Raw genomic sequence first — 18316 nt, forward strand, 5'->3', positions numbered from 1 at the left:
TGACGGGCGTCAGGTCCTCCCGGAATCACGGCAAAATATCCCTGTTCGCCTCCGCCCCGGTTTCGTAGAATCCAGCCTCGTGTTTCGACGCCACAGGACAATGCAATGGGCAGGGCCTTCCAGAACCGCAAGGAATCCATGGCCAAGACGGCCGCCGCCAAGACCAAGGTGTACAGCAAGTACGGCCGCGAGATCTACGTCAGCGCCAAGCAGGGCGGCACCGACCCCGCCGGCAACCTGGCCCTGCGCGGGCTGATTGAGCGCGCCAAGAAGGACCAGGTCCCCAGCCACGTGATCGACAAGGCCCTGGACAAGGCGTCCGGCGTGGGTGGAGAGGACTTCTCGCCGGCCCGCTACGAGGGCTTCGGGCCGGGCAACTGCATGGTCATCGTCGAGTGCCTGACCGACAACCCGAACCGCACCTTCGGCGATGTGCGCGCCTGCTTCAACAAGGCCAAGAGCAAGCTCGGCACCCCCGGCAGCGTCAGCCACATGTTCGACCACTGTGCCATCCTCGCCTTCCCCGGCGATGACGAAGAGGCCACGCTCGAGGCGCTGATGGAAGCCGATGTCGACGTCACCGACATCGAGAGCGAGTCGGGCCATGTCACCGTCTTCGCCCCCCATACCGAGTACGCCAAGGCCAAGCAGGCGCTGCTCGATGCCTTCGGCGAGCTCGACTTCGAGGTCGACGAGATCCAGTTCGTGCCCCAGACCGTGACCCCGGTCGAGGGCGACGACGTGGCGATGTTCGAGAAGCTGCTCGATACCCTCAACGACCTGGACGACGTGCAGAACGTCTTCCACAACGCCGAGATCGCCAGCGAGGCGTGAGGCACCGCCCCGACTCCTGGCTGACGACATCGGTTCCTGATGAAAACGGCCGGCCATCCTGGCCGGCCGTTGTCGGTTGGTGGTAGCGCGACCGCTCCCTGCCTCAGTCTCGCGCTCCCACGGGGACCATCAGGTGCTGGTAGTCCGTGCCCTTCCACATCACGTAGGGCCCGCCGTTGTGCGGGTCGGTCGGGTAGGCCTCGAGCAGCGCCGCCGGGGCGAGAAGCATCAGGTGCGGCCCCTCCACGATCCACTCGTTGTCGTCCGTGGGCCCCTCGGCGTAGGGGTCGACGTTGCTCGCTCCCTCGTCGCCGGCCAGCATGTAGGCGATGCCCATCGACTCAGCCTCGAACGGCTCCTTGTTCTGCCAGGCCTGCCCCCATGCCTGCCAGGCCTCGTCGAGGCACATCGGCGCCGTCCCGGTCATGCTCGGCGGCGTCGGCAGGCAGGTATAGCCATTCGAGCCCTCCTTGAGCACGTTGCCTTCCCAGTCGACCACCTGGGCGCCTTCCGCCATGCCCGGCCAGGCGGCCGCCAGGGCGTCGTCGATCTTCGCCTGGTCGGCCACGGCCACGCCGTGTCCGGCCAGACTCGCCAGCAGCACGGCCAGGCCGGGCCCGGCCAGCCGCGTCATGCCGTCAGTCAGGTTCTTCATTGTCGTTATCCTCCCAGTGCGGGAGGGAGTATCGCGGCGGTGGCCACGCTTTCCGTCAGGTCATCGCCAGCAGGGCATACGCCCTCCCGGAACTCCGGAGTCCTCCCTGAGCCGCTTCATTTTCCAATGCACTCCTCAGTACAGTGCCGTGGGCCTGCAAGTGCCAGCCGGAAGGGGGAAAATCAGTCGCGAGGGTCAGACGGCATCATCACGCAGGGCAGAGGCCTGATGATCGAGCGGAGCCGGGCGCCACGGGGACGCCCGACAGGGGCGGGTCATTGCACCGTGATGGTGATCGGGTCGGAGGTGACCGGCGGGTCGAAGCTGACATGGTTGGCATCCATGAACAGCAGCTGCAGGGTATGTTCGCCGGGCTCGAGCTCCAGGGTGGTCTCGGTCTGTCCACCACCGAAGTGGCGCATCGCGTCATTGGCCGGCAGGGGCTGGTCGAGATCCACCTCGTCCAGCGGCGTGTCCACCAGCAGGTGGTGGTGGCCGGTGCCGTCGGCCTGGGTACCGGCGGGCGCCACGCCCATGCCCTTGAGCCCCATGCGCACGGTCAGTGGACTCTCGACGCTGGCTCCCTCCTCCGGCGAGATGAAGTAGACCTCGGTGCCCTCCGGCGCCGAGGCGCGTTCCATCTGGGCCAGGGCCGGACCGGCCATCAGCACGCCACCCGCCAGGGCCAGGCCCGCTATCCACTTGTTCATTGCCGTCTCCTCGTCGTTGGCCGGGGTCGCCCGCGTCGGGCGACGCTCGCCTAAAGCGTAGTCGAGCCAGGCACCGGGAGCGACGCGAGCAGGTCCTCGGGAGGTCACGGATGGCCGGAGGCATGACCGAGGAGGTCACGGATCGCCTCGGCCTCCAGGGTTTCCTGCCTTTCCAGGGCCGCGGCCAGGGTATCCAGGTCACTCCGATGCGCTTCCAGGAGCTCACGGCCGCGCGCTTCGAGGTCGGTCAACAACCGCTGTATCTCCTCATCGACCCTCCCCGCCATGACCTCGCTGTGTTCGCGGGACTGGGCGATCTCCTTGCCCAGGAAGACATGTTCCTGACTCTGGGCGAACATCACCGGCCCGATGCGTTCGCTCATCCCCCAGCGGGCCACCATGCGACGCGCCAGCTGCGTGGCCTGCTCCAGGTCATTCTCGGCGCCGCTGGACACCTCTCCGAAGACGATGGACTCCGCCAGCCGGCCGCCGAACATCACGGTGATGCGGTCCCGGAGATAGGCTTCGCCATGGTTGTAGCGTTCCTCGTCGGGCACCTGCGCGGTCACGCCCAGGGCGCGTCCCCGTGGCAGCACCGTGACCTTCTCGAGGGGGTCGGCCTTGGGCAGCAGGTAGGCGAGCAGCGCATGGCCCGACTCGTGGTACGCCACGATGTGGCGCTCGCTGTCGGAGAGGCCGGCATCCTTGGCCTCGCCCAGCAGCAGGCGGTCGCGGGCCGCCGAGAAACAGGCCCAGTCCACCTCTTGCCGGTCATTGCGGCCCGCCTGAAGGGCGGCCTCATTGGCCAGGTTGGCCAGGTCCGCCCCCGAGAAGCCGATGGTGATCTCGGCCAGCCGCTCGAGATCGACGTCATCGGCCAACGGCACGTCACGCGTGTGAACGCGCAGGATGTCCCGACGTGCCTCGCGATGCGGATTCTCCAGGGTCACCTTGCGATCGAAGCGCCCCGGCCGCAGCAGGGCCGAATCGAGCACGTCCGGTCGGTTGGTGGCGGCCAGGACGACGACGGACTCATCGGCCTGGAAACCGTCCATCTCGGAGAGAATCTGGTTGAGGGTCTGCTCGCGTTCATCGTGACCGCCCCCCATGCCGGCGCCTCGGGAGCGACCGATGGAATCCAGCTCGTCGATGAAGATCACCGCCGGCGCCTGCTCCTTGGCCTGCTTGAAGAGATCACGAACGCGCGACGCCCCGACGCCCACGAACATCTCGATGAATTCCGAGCCGCTGATGCTGAAGAACGGCACATCGGCCTCGCCGGCCACCGCCTTGGCCATCAGCGTCTTGCCCGTTCCCGGCGGGCCCATCATCAGGATGCCACGGGGGATCTTGGCCCCCAGCGCCTGGAAACGCTCCGGCTCCTTGAGAAACTCGACCACCTCGAGGACTTCACGTTTCGCGTTCTCCGAGCCAGCCACGTCGCTCAGGCGCACCTGACTCTCCTCGCTGCTCACCCGGCGGGCGCTGGACTTGCCCATATTGAAGAGCCCGCCCCCCGACATGGCACGCTGCTGCATCCGGTTCCAGAACCAGAACAGCAGGCCCAGGACCAGGATCCATGGCAGGGCGCCGACGAGAACCCGCTGCCACCAGGGTGGGTCAATGGGTTCGGCATCGATGCGCACGCCATTCGCCTCGAGCCGCTCGAGCAGGCGCTCGCCCTCGACATCCGGACGCGTGGCCTCGAAGCCCTCCTCGGTTTCTCCGAGTTCGCGTGCCTCACGGCCCGGTTCGCTGAAGCTGCCTTCCACCGCCTGGCCGCGCAGCGTGACGGAATCGACGTGCCCCTGGTCCACGGCCGTCAGGAATTCGGAATAGGTGAGCTCGACCTGCTGGTGACGCTGCGCCGAATCGAGGTAGTGGAACAACAGCACGATGGCCAGGGCGACCCAGATGAAGAGCAACCACTGCCGACGGGAGGGCTGAACCTCCTCGGGATACCAGAGGGGCGAACGCTTGGTCCTGTTGCGGTGCTTGTCGGTGGAGGAGTCGTTATCGCGGCGGGTCATGGCGGGCTCGGCGTTGGAGGCAAACCGTTTCAACATGCCGATGCCCACCCGGGATTACAAGGTCAGGGCCGGGCCATGCCCCCGAGCCTGCACGGCGGAGGCCGCCGTCCCCGCTGCTGCCCTGATGGGGCATTTCGTCCCTGGTCGGCAGCGGCCGGCAAGGCCGATATCGGGTGACCGATCGCGCCGGGCACGGGCCTCAGCGCTCGCCCTGGGACTCCCGCCAGGCCTCGGCGGCCTCCTCGACGCCGGGCTCGGAATCGCGGGACAACGCGGCACGCCGCTCGGCCTCCTCCTCGCGGACGTCGTCGATCACGGTCATCAGCTCGTCCACGTCCACGGTGCGGGTGTCGTGCTCGAAGCAGCCGGTCAGCTGGCTGTCCGGGTGCAGGTCGCCGGCCTCATAGAGCGCCCAGATCTCCTTGCCGTAATCGGTGGCCAGCAGTTCCGGGGCGAAGCGACCGAAGTAGCGGCGCATGTTGTCGACGTCGCGCTCGAACATCCTCTCGGCGCTGTTGTTGCCGGCGGCATCCACCGCCTGGGGCAGGTCGATGACCACCGGGCCATCGTCAGAGAGCAGCACGTTGAACTCGGAGAGGTCGCCATGGATCAGGCCGGCACACAGCATGCGCACCACGTCGCCGATGATCTTGGCGTAATGGGCCCGGGCCTCCTCGGGCGTCAGGGTCACGTCATCCAGCCGCGGCGCGTTCAGGCCCTCGGCATCGGTGATCATCTCCATCAGCAGCACACCGTCGACGAAGCCATACGGCTTGGGCACCCGCACGTCCGCCGCCGCCAGCCGGTAGAGGGCATCGACCTCGGCGTTGAGCCAGGCCTGTTCCTGCTCCTTCTGGCCGTAGCGGGTCTTCTTGGCCATCGCCCGGGAGCGGCGGCTGTTGCGCTCCTTGCGCCCCTCCTGGTACTGCACGGCCTGCTTGAAGCTGCGCTGCTTGGCCTCCTTGAAGACCTTGGCACAGCGCCGCTCGCCGTGGGAGCGCACCACGTAGACCTGGGCTTCCTTGCCGCTCATCAGCTGGCTCTCGACCGCGTCGATCAGGCCATCATCGACCAGCGGCTGCAATCTCTTGGGTATCTTCATGTCACCACGTTGGCATAGAACCCGGCGGCTGGGTATCCCGCGGGCGTATCTCGTTTGGCTTGCGGTCAGCGGCTGATGCGGCGGGCACGGAAGGTGCGCCCCTTGAGCCTGCCGTTGCCCAGTTGGTCGAGGGCCGCAGCGACGACGTCGCGCCGCACGGCCACGTAGGCGCTGTTGGCGAGCACCTTGATCTTGCCCACCTGATCCCCGGCGATCCCCCCCTCGCCGGTCAGGGCACCGAGGATGTCGCCGGGCCGCAGCTTCTGCTTCTTGCCGCCGCCGAGCTGCAGGGTCGCCATGGCGGGACGGAAGGGCTGGCGCTCCAGCACCGCGCGGGGAGGCAGCGGCTCGGTCTCCAGGCGCTCCCCGAGCAGATCGGCGAGGCGTGCCAGCCGGTAGTCCTCCTGCTCGGTTAACAGGGTACAGGCGGTCCCGGAACCGCCGGCCCGGCCGGTGCGCCCGACACGGTGGACATGCACCTCGAGCTCACGGGCGATGCGGTAGTTGAACACCGCATCCAGGGCGTCGATGTCGAGTCCGCGGGCGGCCACGTCGGTGGCCACCAGGATCGAGGCGCTGCCGTTGGCGAACAGCACCAGCAGGCGGTCGCGGTCGCGCTGCTCCAGGTCGCCATGCAGCGCCAGGGCGCTGAAGCCGGCGTCGTTCAGGGCCTCGGCGACCTCGTCGGTCTCGCGCTTGGTATTGCAGAACACCACGCTCGACGTGGGCCTAAAGTGCAGCAGCAGGCGGCGCAGCGCCTCGAAGCGGGCCGACTCGTCCGCCACCCGGTAGAAGTGCTGGCGGATCGTGGTGGCGTCGTGGGGTTCGGCTACCTCCACGCTGACCGGTTCGCGCATCAGCCGCTCGGCGATGGGCCGGATACCCTCGGCATAGGTGGCGCTGAACAGCAGCATCTGGCGGTCCGCCGGGGTCTCGGCGATGATCGCCTCCATGGCCGCCTGGAAGCCCATGTCGAGCATGCGGTCGGCCTCGTCCAGCACCAGGGTCTCGAGCGCCCCCAGGGCCAGCGAGCCCTTGCGCAGGTGCTCCTCCACCCGCCCCGGGGTGCCGACGACAATGTGCGCGCCATGCTCCAGCGACGCCAGCTGCGGCCCCAGCGGGGCCCCGCCGCACAGGGTCAGCACCTTGACGTTGGGCAGGCTGCGCGCCAGGCGGCGGATCTCGCCGGCCACCTGGTCCGCCAGCTCGCGGGTCGGGCAGAGCACCAGCCCCTGCACCCGGAAGTCCGCCACCGACAGCCGCGACAGCAGCGCCAGGCCGAAGGCGGCGGTCTTGCCCGAGCCGGTCTTCGCCCGGGCGATCACGTCGCGGCCCGCCAGCATGGGCGGCAGGCTCTCGGCCTGGATCGGCGTCATGGCGTGATAGCCCAGCGAGGCGAGGTTGGCGAGCAGTTCCGGCGCCAGCGACAGCGTGGCGAAATCGGGAGAGGAATCAGACACGTGGATAGACCTGCAAGGGAAGGCGGGCACCGGGACAGGGCGCGAGGAGGGCGGGCGCCATCGGGCCGGGGCCGTGGAAGCGATGATGGAGGCGGCCAGCATAGCAGAAAGTGGCGCGCATCACCCGGCCTGGCGACGCCGCCGTGACCTTCGCTGCCCGCCTCGCCGCAGGCGGCGGCCCCGTTGGCTGGCGGGACATGTCCGAAAGGCACCCATCTCCTATAGTCAGTGTCAGGGGGTGGTCCAATGCCATCCGCGACCCTCACGCCACCTGCCGAGGAGGCCCGACGCGCATCATGTGCCTGGCGATTCCCATGCAGATCACCCGCATCGACGGCGACACGGCGCGCGCGGCCTCCCGCGGCATCGAGCGCGACATCGACCTGATGCTGGTGCAGGACCAGGCCCTCGCCGTGGGCGACTTCGTCATCGTGCATGTCGGCTACGCCCTCCAGCGACTGGACCCCGAGGAGGCCCTGGCGACCTGGCGACTGCTCGACGAGATGGACGACGGAGCCCTCGACCATGCATGAGCTGAGCCTGTGCCGTTCGCTGATCCGCCAGGCCGGCCGGGTCGCCGCCGAGCACGGTGCGCTGCGCATCCGCCGTGTCTGTCTGCGCATCGGGCCGCTATCCGGGGTCGAGGCCGCGCTGATGCGCGAGGCCTTTCCGCTGGCCAGCCGCCATACCCTCGCCGAGGGGGCACGGCTGGAGATGACCCGCTGTCCGGTCCGGGTGCACTGCCCCCGCTGCCGGCAGGAGGCCGAGGCCAGCGTCAACGACCTGAGCTGCCCGCGCTGCGGGCACTGGCAGACCCGGCTGACCGGCGGCGACGAGCTCCTGCTGGTCAGCGTCGACCTCGCCGACACCCCTCTCCCTCCCACCGGATAACAGGAGCCTCATCGTGTGCCAGACCTGCGGCTGCGCCCTTCCCGACCACCTGCAGCACGCCTCGAACGAGCACGACGTCCATACCGTGGAGGTCCTCGAGGGCCTGAAGGTCCACAACGACGAGGTCGCGCGCCATAACCGCGAGCACTTCGACCGCACCGGGCTGCTGGTCGTCAACCTGATGTCCTCCCCCGGCGCCGGCAAGACCAGCCTGCTGGAGGCCACCATCGAGGCGCTGGGCACCCGCTACCGCCTGGCAGTGATCGAGGGCGACCTGGAAACCGAGAACGACGCCCGGCGCATCCGCGCCCGAGGCGTGCCCGCGGTCCAGATCACCACCGGCAGCGCCTGCCACCTGGACGCCGCCATGGTGCATCGCGCGGCCCATGCGCTGCCACTGGACGCCCTGGACCTCCTGTTCATCGAGAACGTCGGCAACCTGGTCTGCCCCGCGAGCTTCGACCTCGGCCAGCATGCCAACGTCACCCTGCTCTCGACCCCGGAGGGCGACGACAAGCCGCTCAAGTACCCGGTGATGTTCCGCGCAAGCGACCTGGTGCTGGTCACCAAGACCGACCTGCTGCCGGTCCTCGACGACTTCGATGTCGAGGCGGTGGCGGCGCACATGCACCGGCTCGCCTCTGCGGCCCCGGTGATGCCGCTGAGCAGCCGCTCGGGACCGCTCGATGCCTGGCTGGAATGGCTCGAGGCCGGCCTGGCCGAGCGGCGCCGACCGGCCTTCCACCCGGCGCCTCCCGCCGAGGAGGCGTGCCTGCTGACTCGCCCCCAGGGTCTCGCCTGAGCCATGGCGCTCCCCACGCCCGGCGAGTGGCTGGACCGGATCCGCGCCCTGCCCCGGCCGGCATCGGGTCGCCTGCGGATCATGAACGTCTGCGGCGGCCACGAGCGCACCATCACCCATGCCGGCCTGCGCAAGGTGCTGCCCGACTACCTGGAACTGATCCCCGGGCCGGGTTGCCCCGTCTGCGTCTGCCCCGAGGAGGACATCCATGCCGCGGTGGCCCTGAGCCTCGCGGACGACGTCATCGTCGCCACCTTCGGCGACATGGTCCGCGTGCCCTGCAATGCCCCCCGGCGGGAGCCGCGCTCCCTGCAGGCCGCCCGCGCCCTCGGCGGCTGGGTGGTCCCGGTCGCCTCCCCCGGCGAAGTGCTGACGCTGGCCCGCCAGCATCCCGGAAAGCGAGTGGTCTTCTTCGCCGCCGGCTTCGAGACGACGACGGCACCGATCGCCGCCCTCTTCTCCCGCACGGACCTGCCGGATAACCTGCTGCTGCTGCTCAGCGCCCGCCAGACCTGGCCGGCCATCGCCCACCTGCTCGCGGACGGCGCGCCGGGCTTCGATGCGCTGATCGCCCCGGGGCATGTGGCCACCATCATGGGCGCCGAGCAGTGGCGCTTCGTGCCCGAGGCGCACGGGCTGCCCACTGCCGTGGCCGGCTTCACCCCCGGCCTGATCCTGGCGGGCCTGCATGCGGTACTCAGGCAGGCGCTCGACCGGGCCCCGCGGCTCGACAACGCCTACCCGCAGTGCGTCACCGCCGCCGGCAACCGTCGGGCACAGGCGCTGATGGGCGAGCTGTTCGAGATCACCGACGCCGAGTGGCGCGGCATCGGCCCCCTGCCCGACTCCGGCTACGGCTGCACGGCGACCCTGGCCGAGCGCGATGCCCGCCGACACTTTCCCGGGGTGTTCGAGGCCGCCTACGCACGGCGCGGCGAGATGCCGCCCGGCTGCGACTGCGCCGAGGTGGTGCTGGGCCGGATCCGGCCACCGCAGTGCCGGCTCTACGGCAGCGCCTGCCGGCCCGAGAGCCCGGTGGGCCCCTGCATGGTCTCCGAGGAGGGCGCCTGCAGGATCTGGTGGAGCCACGGCGTTCGGCCGACGCAGGACGCGCCCGCCGGGCGGATCGCCGCCACTCCGGTCGACGCTGCCCCGGTCGACGCTGCCCCGGTCGACGCTGCCCCTGGAGAGACTGCCCCTGGTGAGACAGCCCCGATCGAGAGCGCCCCCGACCAGAAGGCACGACGCTGGGTGCTGGCCGGCGTGGTCCAGGGCGTGGGGTTCCGGCCCTTCGTCCAGCGGCTGGCCAGCCGGCTGGACCTCGCGGGCCAGGTGCGCAACAGTGGCGGCAAGGTGGTGATCGAGGCCCAGGGAAGCGCCGACCGGCTGGACGCCTTCGAGCGGGCACTGCTCGCCGAGGCGCCGAGGCTGGCGCGCCCGCGCCTCGCTCGCCGCGAGACGATCCCGGCGACGCTGAGCCCGCCGGACGCGGCCCGACCGAACGCGGCTCGACCGTTCGTGATCCGGCAGAGCGACGGCGACCCGGGCGGCGCGATCCACCTGCCGCTGGACACCCCGGTGTGCCCGGCCTGCCTGGCGGAGATGCACGACCCGCAGGACCGCCACTACGGCTACCCCTTCACCCACTGCGACCAGTGCGGCCCGCGCTACAGCGTGATCGAACGACTGCCCTACGACCGGGCGCGCACCAGCCTCAAGGCCTTTCCGCTCTGCCCCGAGTGCCGGCGGGAATACGACGACCCGCAGAGCCGACGCTTCCATGCCCAGTCGATCGGCTGCCCGCAGTGTGGGCCGCGGCTGACGTTTGTGGAGGGGGGCGTGGAGGGCAACCGGACGCTCACGGATCCCGGGGAGGCGCTGGCGGCCGCCATCGCGGCGCTGGCCGAAGGCCGGATCGTCGCCGTGAAGGGGGTCGGTGGCTACCACCTGATGGCCGATGCCGGCAACCCGGCGGCGCTGGCGACCCTGCGCGAGCGCAAGCATCGGCCGCACAAGCCGTTCGCCGTGATGGTCCCGTGGCAGGGCGAGGATGGCCTGGAGGTCGTGCGCCGCCATGCCCGGCTGGACCCGGCAGCCGCCGAGGCCCTGCTCGCCGACGAGCGGCCGGTGGTGCTGCTCCCGCTGCGGGCCGACCACGGGCTCGAGGCGGGCCTCGCCCCCGGGCTCGACGAGATTGGCGTACTGCTGCCCTATGCGCCCCTGCACCACCTTCTGCTGGAGGCCCTGGCGCGCCCGCTGGTCGCCACCTCGGCCAATGTCGCCGGCGAGCCGATCATCGCCGACCGGGCCATGGCGGAGCAGCGCCTGGGCCGGGTGGCCGATGCCTTCCTGCACCATGACCGCCCCATCCTGCACCCTGTGGATGACGGCATCCGGCGGCCCATCGCCGGCAGGGCGAGCCCGCTGCGTCCGGGGCGGGGCAGCAGCCCGCTCGAGCTCGAGCTGCCCTGGCGCCTGCCCCGGGCCGTGCTCGCCGTGGGTGCCCAGCAGAAGAGCACGGCCTGCCTGGCCTGGGAGGCGCGGCTGGTGCTGTCGCCGCACATCGGCGAGCTGTCGGCGCTGCGCACCCAGCAGGCCTTCGCGCGGCAGATCGAGACCCTGGCCGGGCTGTATGGCGTGCGCCCCGAGCTCGTCCTGCATGATGCCCACCGTGGCTACCACAGCACCCGCTGGGCGCGCGACAGCGGCCTGGCGTGCCGGGAGGTCGCCCACCACCACGCCCATGCCGCCGCCCTGTGCGGGGAGCACGGCCGCTTCCGGGAACCGACCCTGGTGTTCACCTGGGACGGCACCGGGCTGGGCCCGGACGGCACCCTGTGGGGTGGCGAGGCCCTGCTCGGCCGCCCCGGCCACTGGCAACGCCATGCGTCGTTCGCGCCCTTTGCCCTGCCCGGCGGGGAGGCGGCCATCCGGGAGCCCTGGCGCCTGGCCACCACCCTGGGCTGGCAGAGCGGCCTCGAGGGGCCGGTCGCCGAGGGCACCGGCGAGGAGCTGGCCCTGCTGCGAGCGGCCTGGGAGCGGCGCCTCAACGCCTCCGCCTGTTCCGCCGTGGGACGGCTGTTCGATGCCGCCGCGGCCCTGCTCGTCCCGATGCCCCGGGTCAGCCACGAGGCCCAGGCCGCCATGCGGCTCGAGGCGCTGGCCGAGGGCGACGGCCAGCCGCTCGAGCTTCCCCACCGACGCGACCCGGACGGGGTGCTACGCTGTGACTGGCGCCCGCTGATCCGTCACCTACATGACGCACGCCTCGCCCCGGAACGGCGCGCCGCGGACTTCCATGCCACCCTGGTGCGGGTGCTGTGCCGCCAGGCCGGGGCGGCTCGGGAGGCGACCGGGGTGGAGACCCTCGGCCTGACCGGCGGCGTGTTCCAGAATCGCCGACTGACCGAGGGGGCCCTGGCAGCCCTGGAGGAGGATGGCTTCAGGGTGCTGCTGCACAAGCGGCTGCCCTGCAACGACGCCGCGATCAGTGTCGGCCAGGTCATGGAGTGCCTGGCCCGACTGTCACGGCACGAGGAGGAGTGAGTGACCCAGCCCGGTCCCGACACGGCCACCGTCACCCTGGCCCACGGCAACGGCGGGCGCCTCATGCGCCAGCTGATCGATGCGGTGTTCGTCCGCCAGCTGGGCAATCCCTGGCTGGCGCCGCTGGCCGATGCCGCCATCCTGCCCCCCTTCCCGGACGGCGACCACGAGCTGGTCTTCACCAGCGACGGGGTCACCGTGCAGCCGCTGTTCTTCGCCGGGGGCGACATCGGCAGCCTGGCGGTGCACGGCACCGTCAACGACCTCGCCGTCTGCGGGGCGACCCCGCGCTACCTGAGCCTCAACGCCTTCCTGGAGGAGGGGCTGCCGCTCGAGGCGCTCGAGCGGATCGTTGCCAGCCTGGCCGAGGCCGCCCGGGCCTGCGATGTCCAGGTGGTGGCCGGCGACACCAAGGTGCTGCCGCGCGGGCTCTGCGGCGGGCTCTACTTCGGCGTGTCCGGGATCGGCACGCGGCCCGCCGGGCTGAGCCTCGGTACCCGCGGCATTCGTGCAGGGGATGCGGTGCTGGTCAGCGGGCCGCTGGGCGACCACGGCATCGCCGTGATGCTGGCCCGCGAGGAATTCGGCCTGAGCGGCAACCTGGCCTCCGACAGCGCCAGCGTGCTGCCCCTGACCCGAGCGCTGCTGACGATGCCCGGCCTGCGCTTCATGCGCGACCCGACCCGCGGCGGCCTGGCGACGGTGCTGCACGAGGTGATCCAGGCCACGGGGCTTGGCGTGACGCTCGAGGAGCCACGGCTGCCGATCCGCGGCAGCGTGCGCAGCGTCTGCGACATGCTGGGCTACGACCCCCTCTATCTGGCCTGCGAGGGGCGGGTGGTCGCCATCGTGGCCGAGGACGAGGCCGACGAGGCCCTGCGCCGCTGGCAGGCGCTGCCGCAGGGGCGAGGGGCGCAGCGGATCGGCGCACTCGACCCGCACCACGACCGGCTGCTGCTGGTCAACGAGTGGGGCGGCGAGCGCCTCCTGCAGGAGCTCGAGGACGACCCGCTGCCGCGCATCTGCTGAGCGAGGCAGCGCCGCCCACCTGACGATCGTTGAAGGGGACACGGCACCATGAAGGTACGGCACTTTCTCGCCCGCGAGCGCCTCCAGTCACTCCTCGACCGGCTGGTGGAGGCGGGCTATGAGGTCATCGGGCCCCGGGTGCGCGACCATGCCATCCTCTTCGAGCCCCTCGCGACGGTGGAGCAGCTGCCTGTCGGGATCATCGACGACCAGGCCCCCGGCCACTACCGGCTCGAGCGCACCGGTTCCGGACGCCTCTTCGACTGGGCCACCGGCCCCCAGGCGATCAAGCCGCTGACCTTTGCCCCTCGCGAGACCCTGTGGCGAAGCGAGCGACAGCCCGACGGCCGGCTGGTGTTCCGCGAGCAGCCCCCCGAGGCCCAGCCAACGGCGGTCATCGGCGTGCGGGCCTGCGACCTCGCGGCGCTGGCGGTCCATGACCGCCACTTCCTGCATGACGCCCACCCGGACCCGCACTACCGCGAGCGACGCCTTAACCTCTTCCTGGTCGCCGTCAACTGCATGCGCTCCGCGGCCACCTGCTTCTGTACCGCCACCGGAGATGGCCCGCGGGCACAGCACGGCTTCGACCTGGCGCTCTCGGAACTCGACGACGGCTTCGTGGTGGAGGCCCACACCCAGGAAGGCCAGGCCATCCTCGACACCCTGGAGACGACCCTGGCAAGCCATGACCAGCTTGAGCAGGTGGAGGCCGGGGTCGAGCGTGCCACCCGCCAGCAGACGCGCGGCCTGCCCGATGCCTCGCTCCCGGAGATGCTGCAGGCGGCCGTCGCCCACCCGCACTGGCAGAGCCTGAACGACCGCTGCCTGACCTGCGGCAACTGCACCGCGGTCTGCCCTACCTGCTTCTGCCAGACCCACCTCGACGAACTCTCGCTGGACGGGAAGACATCCGAGCACGGCCGGCAGTGGGGCAGCTGCTTCGACCCCGACCACAGCTACATCCATGGCACCGTCATCCGCGCCGAGCGGCCCCAGCGCTATCGGCAGTGGCTGACCCACAAGTTCGGCACCTGGGTGGAGCAGTACGGCCGCAGCGGCTGCGTGGGCTGCGGCCGCTGCATCGCCTGGTGCCCGGTGGGCATCGACGTGACCGAGGAGTTGGAGGCGCTTTCCAAGGCCCCCGACGAGGAGGACACGCCATGACCAGCGCGCTGGTGCCCTTCGAGGCCGAGGTCGTCGGCTGCAGGGACGAGACCCCGGACATGTTCAGCCTGCAGCTGCGCTTCACCGACCCCGAGGTGCAGGCCGCCTACCGCTTCTCGATGGGCCAGTTCAACATGCTCTACCTGCCGGGCATGGGCGAGGTGCCGATCTCCATCGTCTCCGACCCCGACGAGCGGGCGATGATCGACCACACCATCCGCAAGGTCGGCTCGGTCACCCGCAACCTGGGGCGGCTCGAGGTCGGTGACCGGCTCGGCCTGCGCGGCCCCTACGGTCGCGGCTGGCCCACGGAGGAGGCCGAGGGTACCGACCTGGTGATCGTCACCGGCGGCCTGGGCTGCGCCCCGTCGGTCTCGCTGATCGAGTACGTCCTGCACCGGCGCGGACGCTACGGCCGGATGCATATCATCCAGGGGGTGAAGCACTCCAACGACCTGATCTGGCGCGATCGCTACGCCGCCTGGCGCCGTCACCCGGACGTCGAGGTCTACCTGACCGCCGACACCGGCGATACGTTCTGGCCCTGGCATACCGGCCCGGTGACCCAGTTCTTCGAGCGCATCGACTTCGACTCGGCGCGCTGCTCGGTCTTCATCTGCGGCCCCGAGGGCATGATGCGGGCGGTGATCAAGGCGATGCGCGAGCGCGAGGTGCCGGAAGAGCGGATCTGGCTCAGCATGGAGCGCAACATGCACTGCGCCATCGGCTCCTGCGGCCGCTGCCAGCTGGGGCCCAAGTTCGTGTGCCGTGACGGCCCGGTCTTCACCTGCCGGGAACTGGCGCCCTACCTGTCGCACAGGGGAGTCTGACCATGACCACCGCGACCCGCCGCCCACGCATCGCAGTGCACAAGTTCAGCTCCTGCGACGGCTGCCAGCTGGCCTTCCTCAACCTGGGCGAGCCCCTGCTGGCCCTGGCCGAGACCGTCGACATCCTGCACTTCGCCGAGGCCGGGCCGATCGACGAGGAAGCCGAGGTCGACGTCGCCTTCGTCGAGGGCAGCGTGGCCACCTCCCAGGACGCCGCGCGCCTGCACGGCATCCGCCAGCGCAGTCGCTACCTGGTCACCATCGGCGCCTGCGCCACCGCCGGCGGCATCCAGGCACTGCGCAACCTCCACGACGCCGACGAGTGGGTGTCCGGGGTCTATGCAAAGCCCGAGCATATCGACCTGCTCGCCGACTCGACCCCGATTGCCGAGAGCGTCAAGGTCGACCTGGAGCTCTGGGGCTGCCCGGTCAGCGGCGAACAGGTGCTCGGCGCCACCAAGTCGCTGCTGGCCGGCCACCTGCCCCGGGTCGACCACAGTGCGGTGTGCATGGAGTGCAAGCGCCAGCAGGCGGTGTGCGTGATGGTCGCCCAGGGCCGGCCCTGCATGGGCCCGGTCACCAGCACCGGCTGCGGCGCGATCTGCCCCCGCTGGCAGCGGGACTGCTACGCCTGCTACGGGCCCGCCGTGCAGGCCAACGTCTCGGCACTGGCCAGCCACCTGGCCGATACCGGCATGCCGGCAGGCGACATCGCCCGGCGCCTGCTGTTCATCAACGGCCATGCCGAACCGTTCCGGAGTGAGGGCCTGGACTGGCAGGCGCGGGTCATCACGCGTCAGGGCCGCGAGGAGGAGCAGGGATGAGTCACGACACGCGAACCGGCGAGATCCATGTACCCATCCTGGCACGGGTCGAGGGCGAGGGCGCCCTGGACATCCGCATCGCGACCGGCCGGATCGAGGCGCTGACGCTGCGCATCTTCGAGCCGCCCCGGCTGTTCGAGAAGCTGCTCGAGGGCCGCAGCACCCAGGACGTGATCGACAGCGTGGCCCGCATCTGCGGCATCTGCCCCGTCGCCTACCAGATGAGTGCGGTGGCGGCGATCGAGTCGATCCTCGGCGTCACGCCCAGCCCCTGGGTGGAGGCGATGCGCCGGGTGATGTACTGCGGCGAGTGGCTGCAGAGCCACAGCCTGCACATCCACCTGCTGGCCGCCCCCGACTTCCTCGGCTTTGAGAGCGCCCCGGCGATGGCCAGGGACTACCCGGACGAGGTGCGCCGTGGCCTGCGGCTCCAGGGGCTCGGCAACGAGATCATCCGCACCTTCGGCGGCCGCTCGGTGCACCCGGTCGGCATCTGTCCGGGCGGCTTCTTCCACGCCCCCGACACGGCGGCCATCGAGACCCTTCGACAGCACCTGGCGGAAGGCCTCGAGGAGGCCCGCGAGCTGATCACCTGGGTCGCCGGCCTGCCGCTGCCCGAGGACGACCAGGCGTTCGTCTCCGTCTCGTTGCGCCATGACCACGACTACCCCATCACTGAGGGCCGGATCGTCTCCGACCAGGGACTCGACATCGCCCCGGCCGACTTCGAGCAGCACTTTCGCGAGTTCCAGGTGCCCCACTCCACCGCCCTGCACGCCCAGCTCGACGGCCATCCCTACCTGGTCGGGCCGCTGGCCCGGCTCAACAACAACCTCGACCGCCTGCCCGAGGAGCTGCGACAGCAGCTCGACGACCTCGGCGTGCGCTTTCCCAGCCGCAACATGTTCCACAGCATCGTCGCCCGGGCGGTGGAGATGCATGTCGCCCTCGCCGAGGCGCTGCGCCTCACCGAGGACTACGACCCCGCCGCCGAGCCCCGTGTCGAGGCGCCCGCCCGGGCCGGGGTCGGCGTCGGCTGCACCGAGGCCCCCCGCGGCATCCTCTGGCACCGCTATGCGCTGGACGACCAGGCACGGGTCGTCGAGGCCCGCATCGTCCCCCCGACCAGCCAGAACCAGGCGCGGATGGAGGAGGACCTCGCGGCGAGCCTCACGCGCTTCGGCCTGGAGCGTGACGACGACGCCCTGCGCCTGCACGGCGAGATGGTGATCCGCAACTACGATCCCTGCATCTCCTGCGCCACCCACTTCCTGGACTTCCATGTCTTGAGAAAAAATGACTTGCGAGAAAATGACTGGCGAAGATAAGCCCCGCAGGAATGCCCCGGGCGCGGCCGTGACGAACGCCGCAGACGGCCGGCCCGGGGGCCATGCCTATCTCTTCGGGCTCGGCTCGCCCCATGGCGGGGACCGGCTGGGCTGGCTCGCCGCCGAGTGGCTGGGCGATGCGCTGTGCGAGCGCGATGACCTCACGGTCGCGCGACTCGACCAGCCCGTCGACCTCTTCCTGCACGCGGTGACGCCACGCGACCGCCTGCTGCTGGTCGATGCCATGCGGGGCCAGGGACCGCCCGGCACCCTCAAGGTCTTTGCGCCGGCAGAACTCCCCAACGCCGCCGCGCGGCTGTCATCACACGGACTCGACCTGGCGAGCACCCTGGCGCTGGTCGAGGCCCTGGGGCTTTTCCGGGCGGGCATCCGGATCATCGGCATCGAGATGCCGGCAGAAGCAGGCCACGACATGCCTAGCCACGAGATGACGGCACCCGGGCTCGACGAGGCGCAGGCCCGGCGACTGCACGCGGCGGTCCTGGGCTGGCTCGATGCCGGCTAGGGTCCCGGACCAGGGCGGGCCTCAGGGGCGTCAACCGATGGGCAGCGGCTACCGGCTCTCGCCCCCGGGCCGTGTGAGCGGCAGTGGGCCGTGCTCCTTGACGGTCTGGATGGCGAAGTTGCTGCGGATGTCGCTGACGCCCGGCAGGCGCAGCAGGGTCCCGGTCAGGAAGCGCTCGTAGGCCGCCAGGTCCGCCACCACCACCTGCAGCAGGAAGTCCGACTCCCCCGACACCAGGTGGGCAGAGACCACCTCCGGCAGCGCCACGACCGCCTCGCGGAAGGCATTGGCCTCGGCCTCATGGTGGCGCTCCACCTTGACCCCGACAAAGACAGTGAGGCCGAGGCCCACCCCGCCGCGGTCCAGCTCGGCGTGATAGCCGCGGATCAGCCCCGCCGCCTCCAGCTGGCGCACCCGTCGCAGGCAGGGCGAGGGCGAGAGGTTCACCTCCTCGGCCAACTGCACGTTGCTCAGCCGGGCGTCACGCTGCAGTGCCGCCAGGATGCGCCGGTCGATGGCATCCAGCCGAGTGTTTGGCATGAACATTCACCTCAATTTTCTTCATTGGCATTTTCTGCCAAC

17 protein-coding genes are annotated in these 18316 nt (G+C 70.6%); 11 read left to right on the forward strand and 6 right to left on the reverse strand.

Annotated elements, in window-relative coordinates:
- The first annotated feature begins 105 nt into the window (after positions 1-105).
- Positions 106-834, forward strand: a complete 729-nt coding sequence (locus P8934_RS15130; RefSeq protein ID WP_278031778.1) for a YebC/PmpR family DNA-binding transcriptional regulator — start codon at positions 106-108, stop codon at positions 832-834.
- A gap of 103 nt (positions 835-937) precedes the next feature.
- Here the strand turns inward: P8934_RS15130 and P8934_RS15135 are convergent, their stop codons facing one another.
- From P8934_RS15135 to dbpA, 5 genes are all read right to left on the reverse strand, one after another.
- The gene (locus tag P8934_RS15135; protein ID WP_278031779.1) at positions 938-1489 is read right to left on the reverse strand and encodes a hypothetical protein; all 552 of its coding nucleotides are present in this window, start codon (positions 1487-1489) and stop codon (positions 938-940) included.
- 275 nt (positions 1490-1764) lie between these two features.
- On the reverse strand, positions 1765-2199 hold the full coding sequence (locus tag P8934_RS15140; protein WP_278031780.1) for a DUF4399 domain-containing protein: 435 nt from the start codon (positions 2197-2199) through the stop codon (positions 1765-1767).
- Between the two features lie 104 nt (positions 2200-2303).
- The gene (ftsH, locus tag P8934_RS15145; RefSeq protein WP_278031781.1) at positions 2304-4265 is read right to left on the reverse strand and encodes an ATP-dependent zinc metalloprotease FtsH; all 1962 of its coding nucleotides are present in this window, start codon (positions 4263-4265) and stop codon (positions 2304-2306) included.
- 163 nt (positions 4266-4428) lie between these two features.
- On the reverse strand, positions 4429-5331 hold the full coding sequence (locus P8934_RS15150; RefSeq protein ID WP_278031782.1) for a PA4780 family RIO1-like protein kinase: 903 nt from the start codon (positions 5329-5331) through the stop codon (positions 4429-4431).
- Positions 5332-5396: 65 nt separating this feature from the next.
- Positions 5397-6791 carry an ATP-dependent RNA helicase DbpA gene (gene dbpA / locus P8934_RS15155; RefSeq protein WP_278031783.1) on the reverse strand — a complete coding sequence of 465 codons (1395 nt, stop codon included), beginning with the start codon at positions 6789-6791 and terminating at the stop codon, positions 5397-5399.
- A 296-nt stretch (positions 6792-7087) separates the two neighbouring features.
- Here dbpA and P8934_RS15160 point away from each other — a divergent pair, with 296 nt between their 5' ends.
- The 10 genes from P8934_RS15160 to P8934_RS15205 are packed head-to-tail and all read left to right on the forward strand — an operon-like array spanning position 7088 to position 17734.
- Complete coding sequence (locus P8934_RS15160; protein WP_278031784.1) at positions 7088-7324, forward strand: HypC/HybG/HupF family hydrogenase formation chaperone; 237 nt, start codon at positions 7088-7090, stop codon at positions 7322-7324.
- Positions 7317-7682, forward strand: a complete 366-nt coding sequence (locus tag P8934_RS15165; protein ID WP_278031785.1) for a hydrogenase maturation nickel metallochaperone HypA — start codon at positions 7317-7319, stop codon at positions 7680-7682. Before P8934_RS15160 ends, P8934_RS15165 begins: the two co-directional genes overlap by 8 nt.
- Positions 7683-7695: 13 nt before the next feature.
- Positions 7696-8484: a hydrogenase nickel incorporation protein HypB gene (gene hypB, locus P8934_RS15170; protein ID WP_278031786.1), complete on the forward strand. Its 789-nt coding sequence runs from the start codon at positions 7696-7698 to the stop codon at positions 8482-8484.
- Between the two features lie 3 nt (positions 8485-8487).
- Positions 8488-12030: a carbamoyltransferase HypF gene (gene hypF / locus P8934_RS15175; RefSeq protein ID WP_278031787.1), complete on the forward strand. Its 3543-nt coding sequence runs from the start codon at positions 8488-8490 to the stop codon at positions 12028-12030.
- The gene (gene hypE / locus P8934_RS15180; RefSeq protein ID WP_278031788.1) at positions 12031-13059 is read left to right on the forward strand and encodes a hydrogenase expression/formation protein HypE; all 1029 of its coding nucleotides are present in this window, start codon (positions 12031-12033) and stop codon (positions 13057-13059) included.
- 48 nt (positions 13060-13107) lie between these two features.
- On the forward strand, positions 13108-14226 hold the full coding sequence (locus tag P8934_RS15185) for a 4Fe-4S dicluster domain-containing protein (protein ID WP_278031789.1): 1119 nt from the start codon (positions 13108-13110) through the stop codon (positions 14224-14226).
- Positions 14223-15056 carry an FAD/NAD(P)-binding protein gene (locus P8934_RS15190; protein WP_040185291.1) on the forward strand — a complete coding sequence of 278 codons (834 nt, stop codon included), beginning with the start codon at positions 14223-14225 and terminating at the stop codon, positions 15054-15056. Before P8934_RS15185 ends, P8934_RS15190 begins: the two co-directional genes overlap by 4 nt.
- A 2-nt stretch (positions 15057-15058) precedes the next feature.
- On the forward strand, positions 15059-15880 hold the full coding sequence (locus P8934_RS15195; RefSeq protein ID WP_278031790.1) for a sulfhydrogenase subunit delta: 822 nt from the start codon (positions 15059-15061) through the stop codon (positions 15878-15880).
- Positions 15877-17208, forward strand: coding sequence for a Ni/Fe hydrogenase subunit alpha (locus tag P8934_RS15200; RefSeq protein ID WP_278031791.1), 1332 nt, complete (start codon positions 15877-15879; stop codon positions 17206-17208). The genes P8934_RS15195 and P8934_RS15200 overlap by 4 nt, the downstream gene beginning before the upstream one ends.
- Positions 17209-17236: 28 nt before the next feature.
- A complete protein-coding gene (locus P8934_RS15205) occupies positions 17237-17734 on the forward strand; it encodes a hydrogenase maturation protease (protein ID WP_278031792.1) in 498 nt (165 codons plus the stop codon).
- 48 nt (positions 17735-17782) lie between these two features.
- Here P8934_RS15205 and P8934_RS15210 read toward each other — a convergent pair whose 3' ends face one another.
- Complete coding sequence (locus P8934_RS15210; protein ID WP_278031793.1) at positions 17783-18274, reverse strand: Lrp/AsnC family transcriptional regulator; 492 nt, start codon at positions 18272-18274, stop codon at positions 17783-17785.
- Positions 18275-18316: the final 42 nt, after the last annotated feature.

This window comes from Halomonas sp. CKK8, from assembly GCF_029625235.1.
Classification (GTDB): Bacteria; Pseudomonadota; Gammaproteobacteria; order Pseudomonadales; family Halomonadaceae; genus Halomonas; species Halomonas ventosae.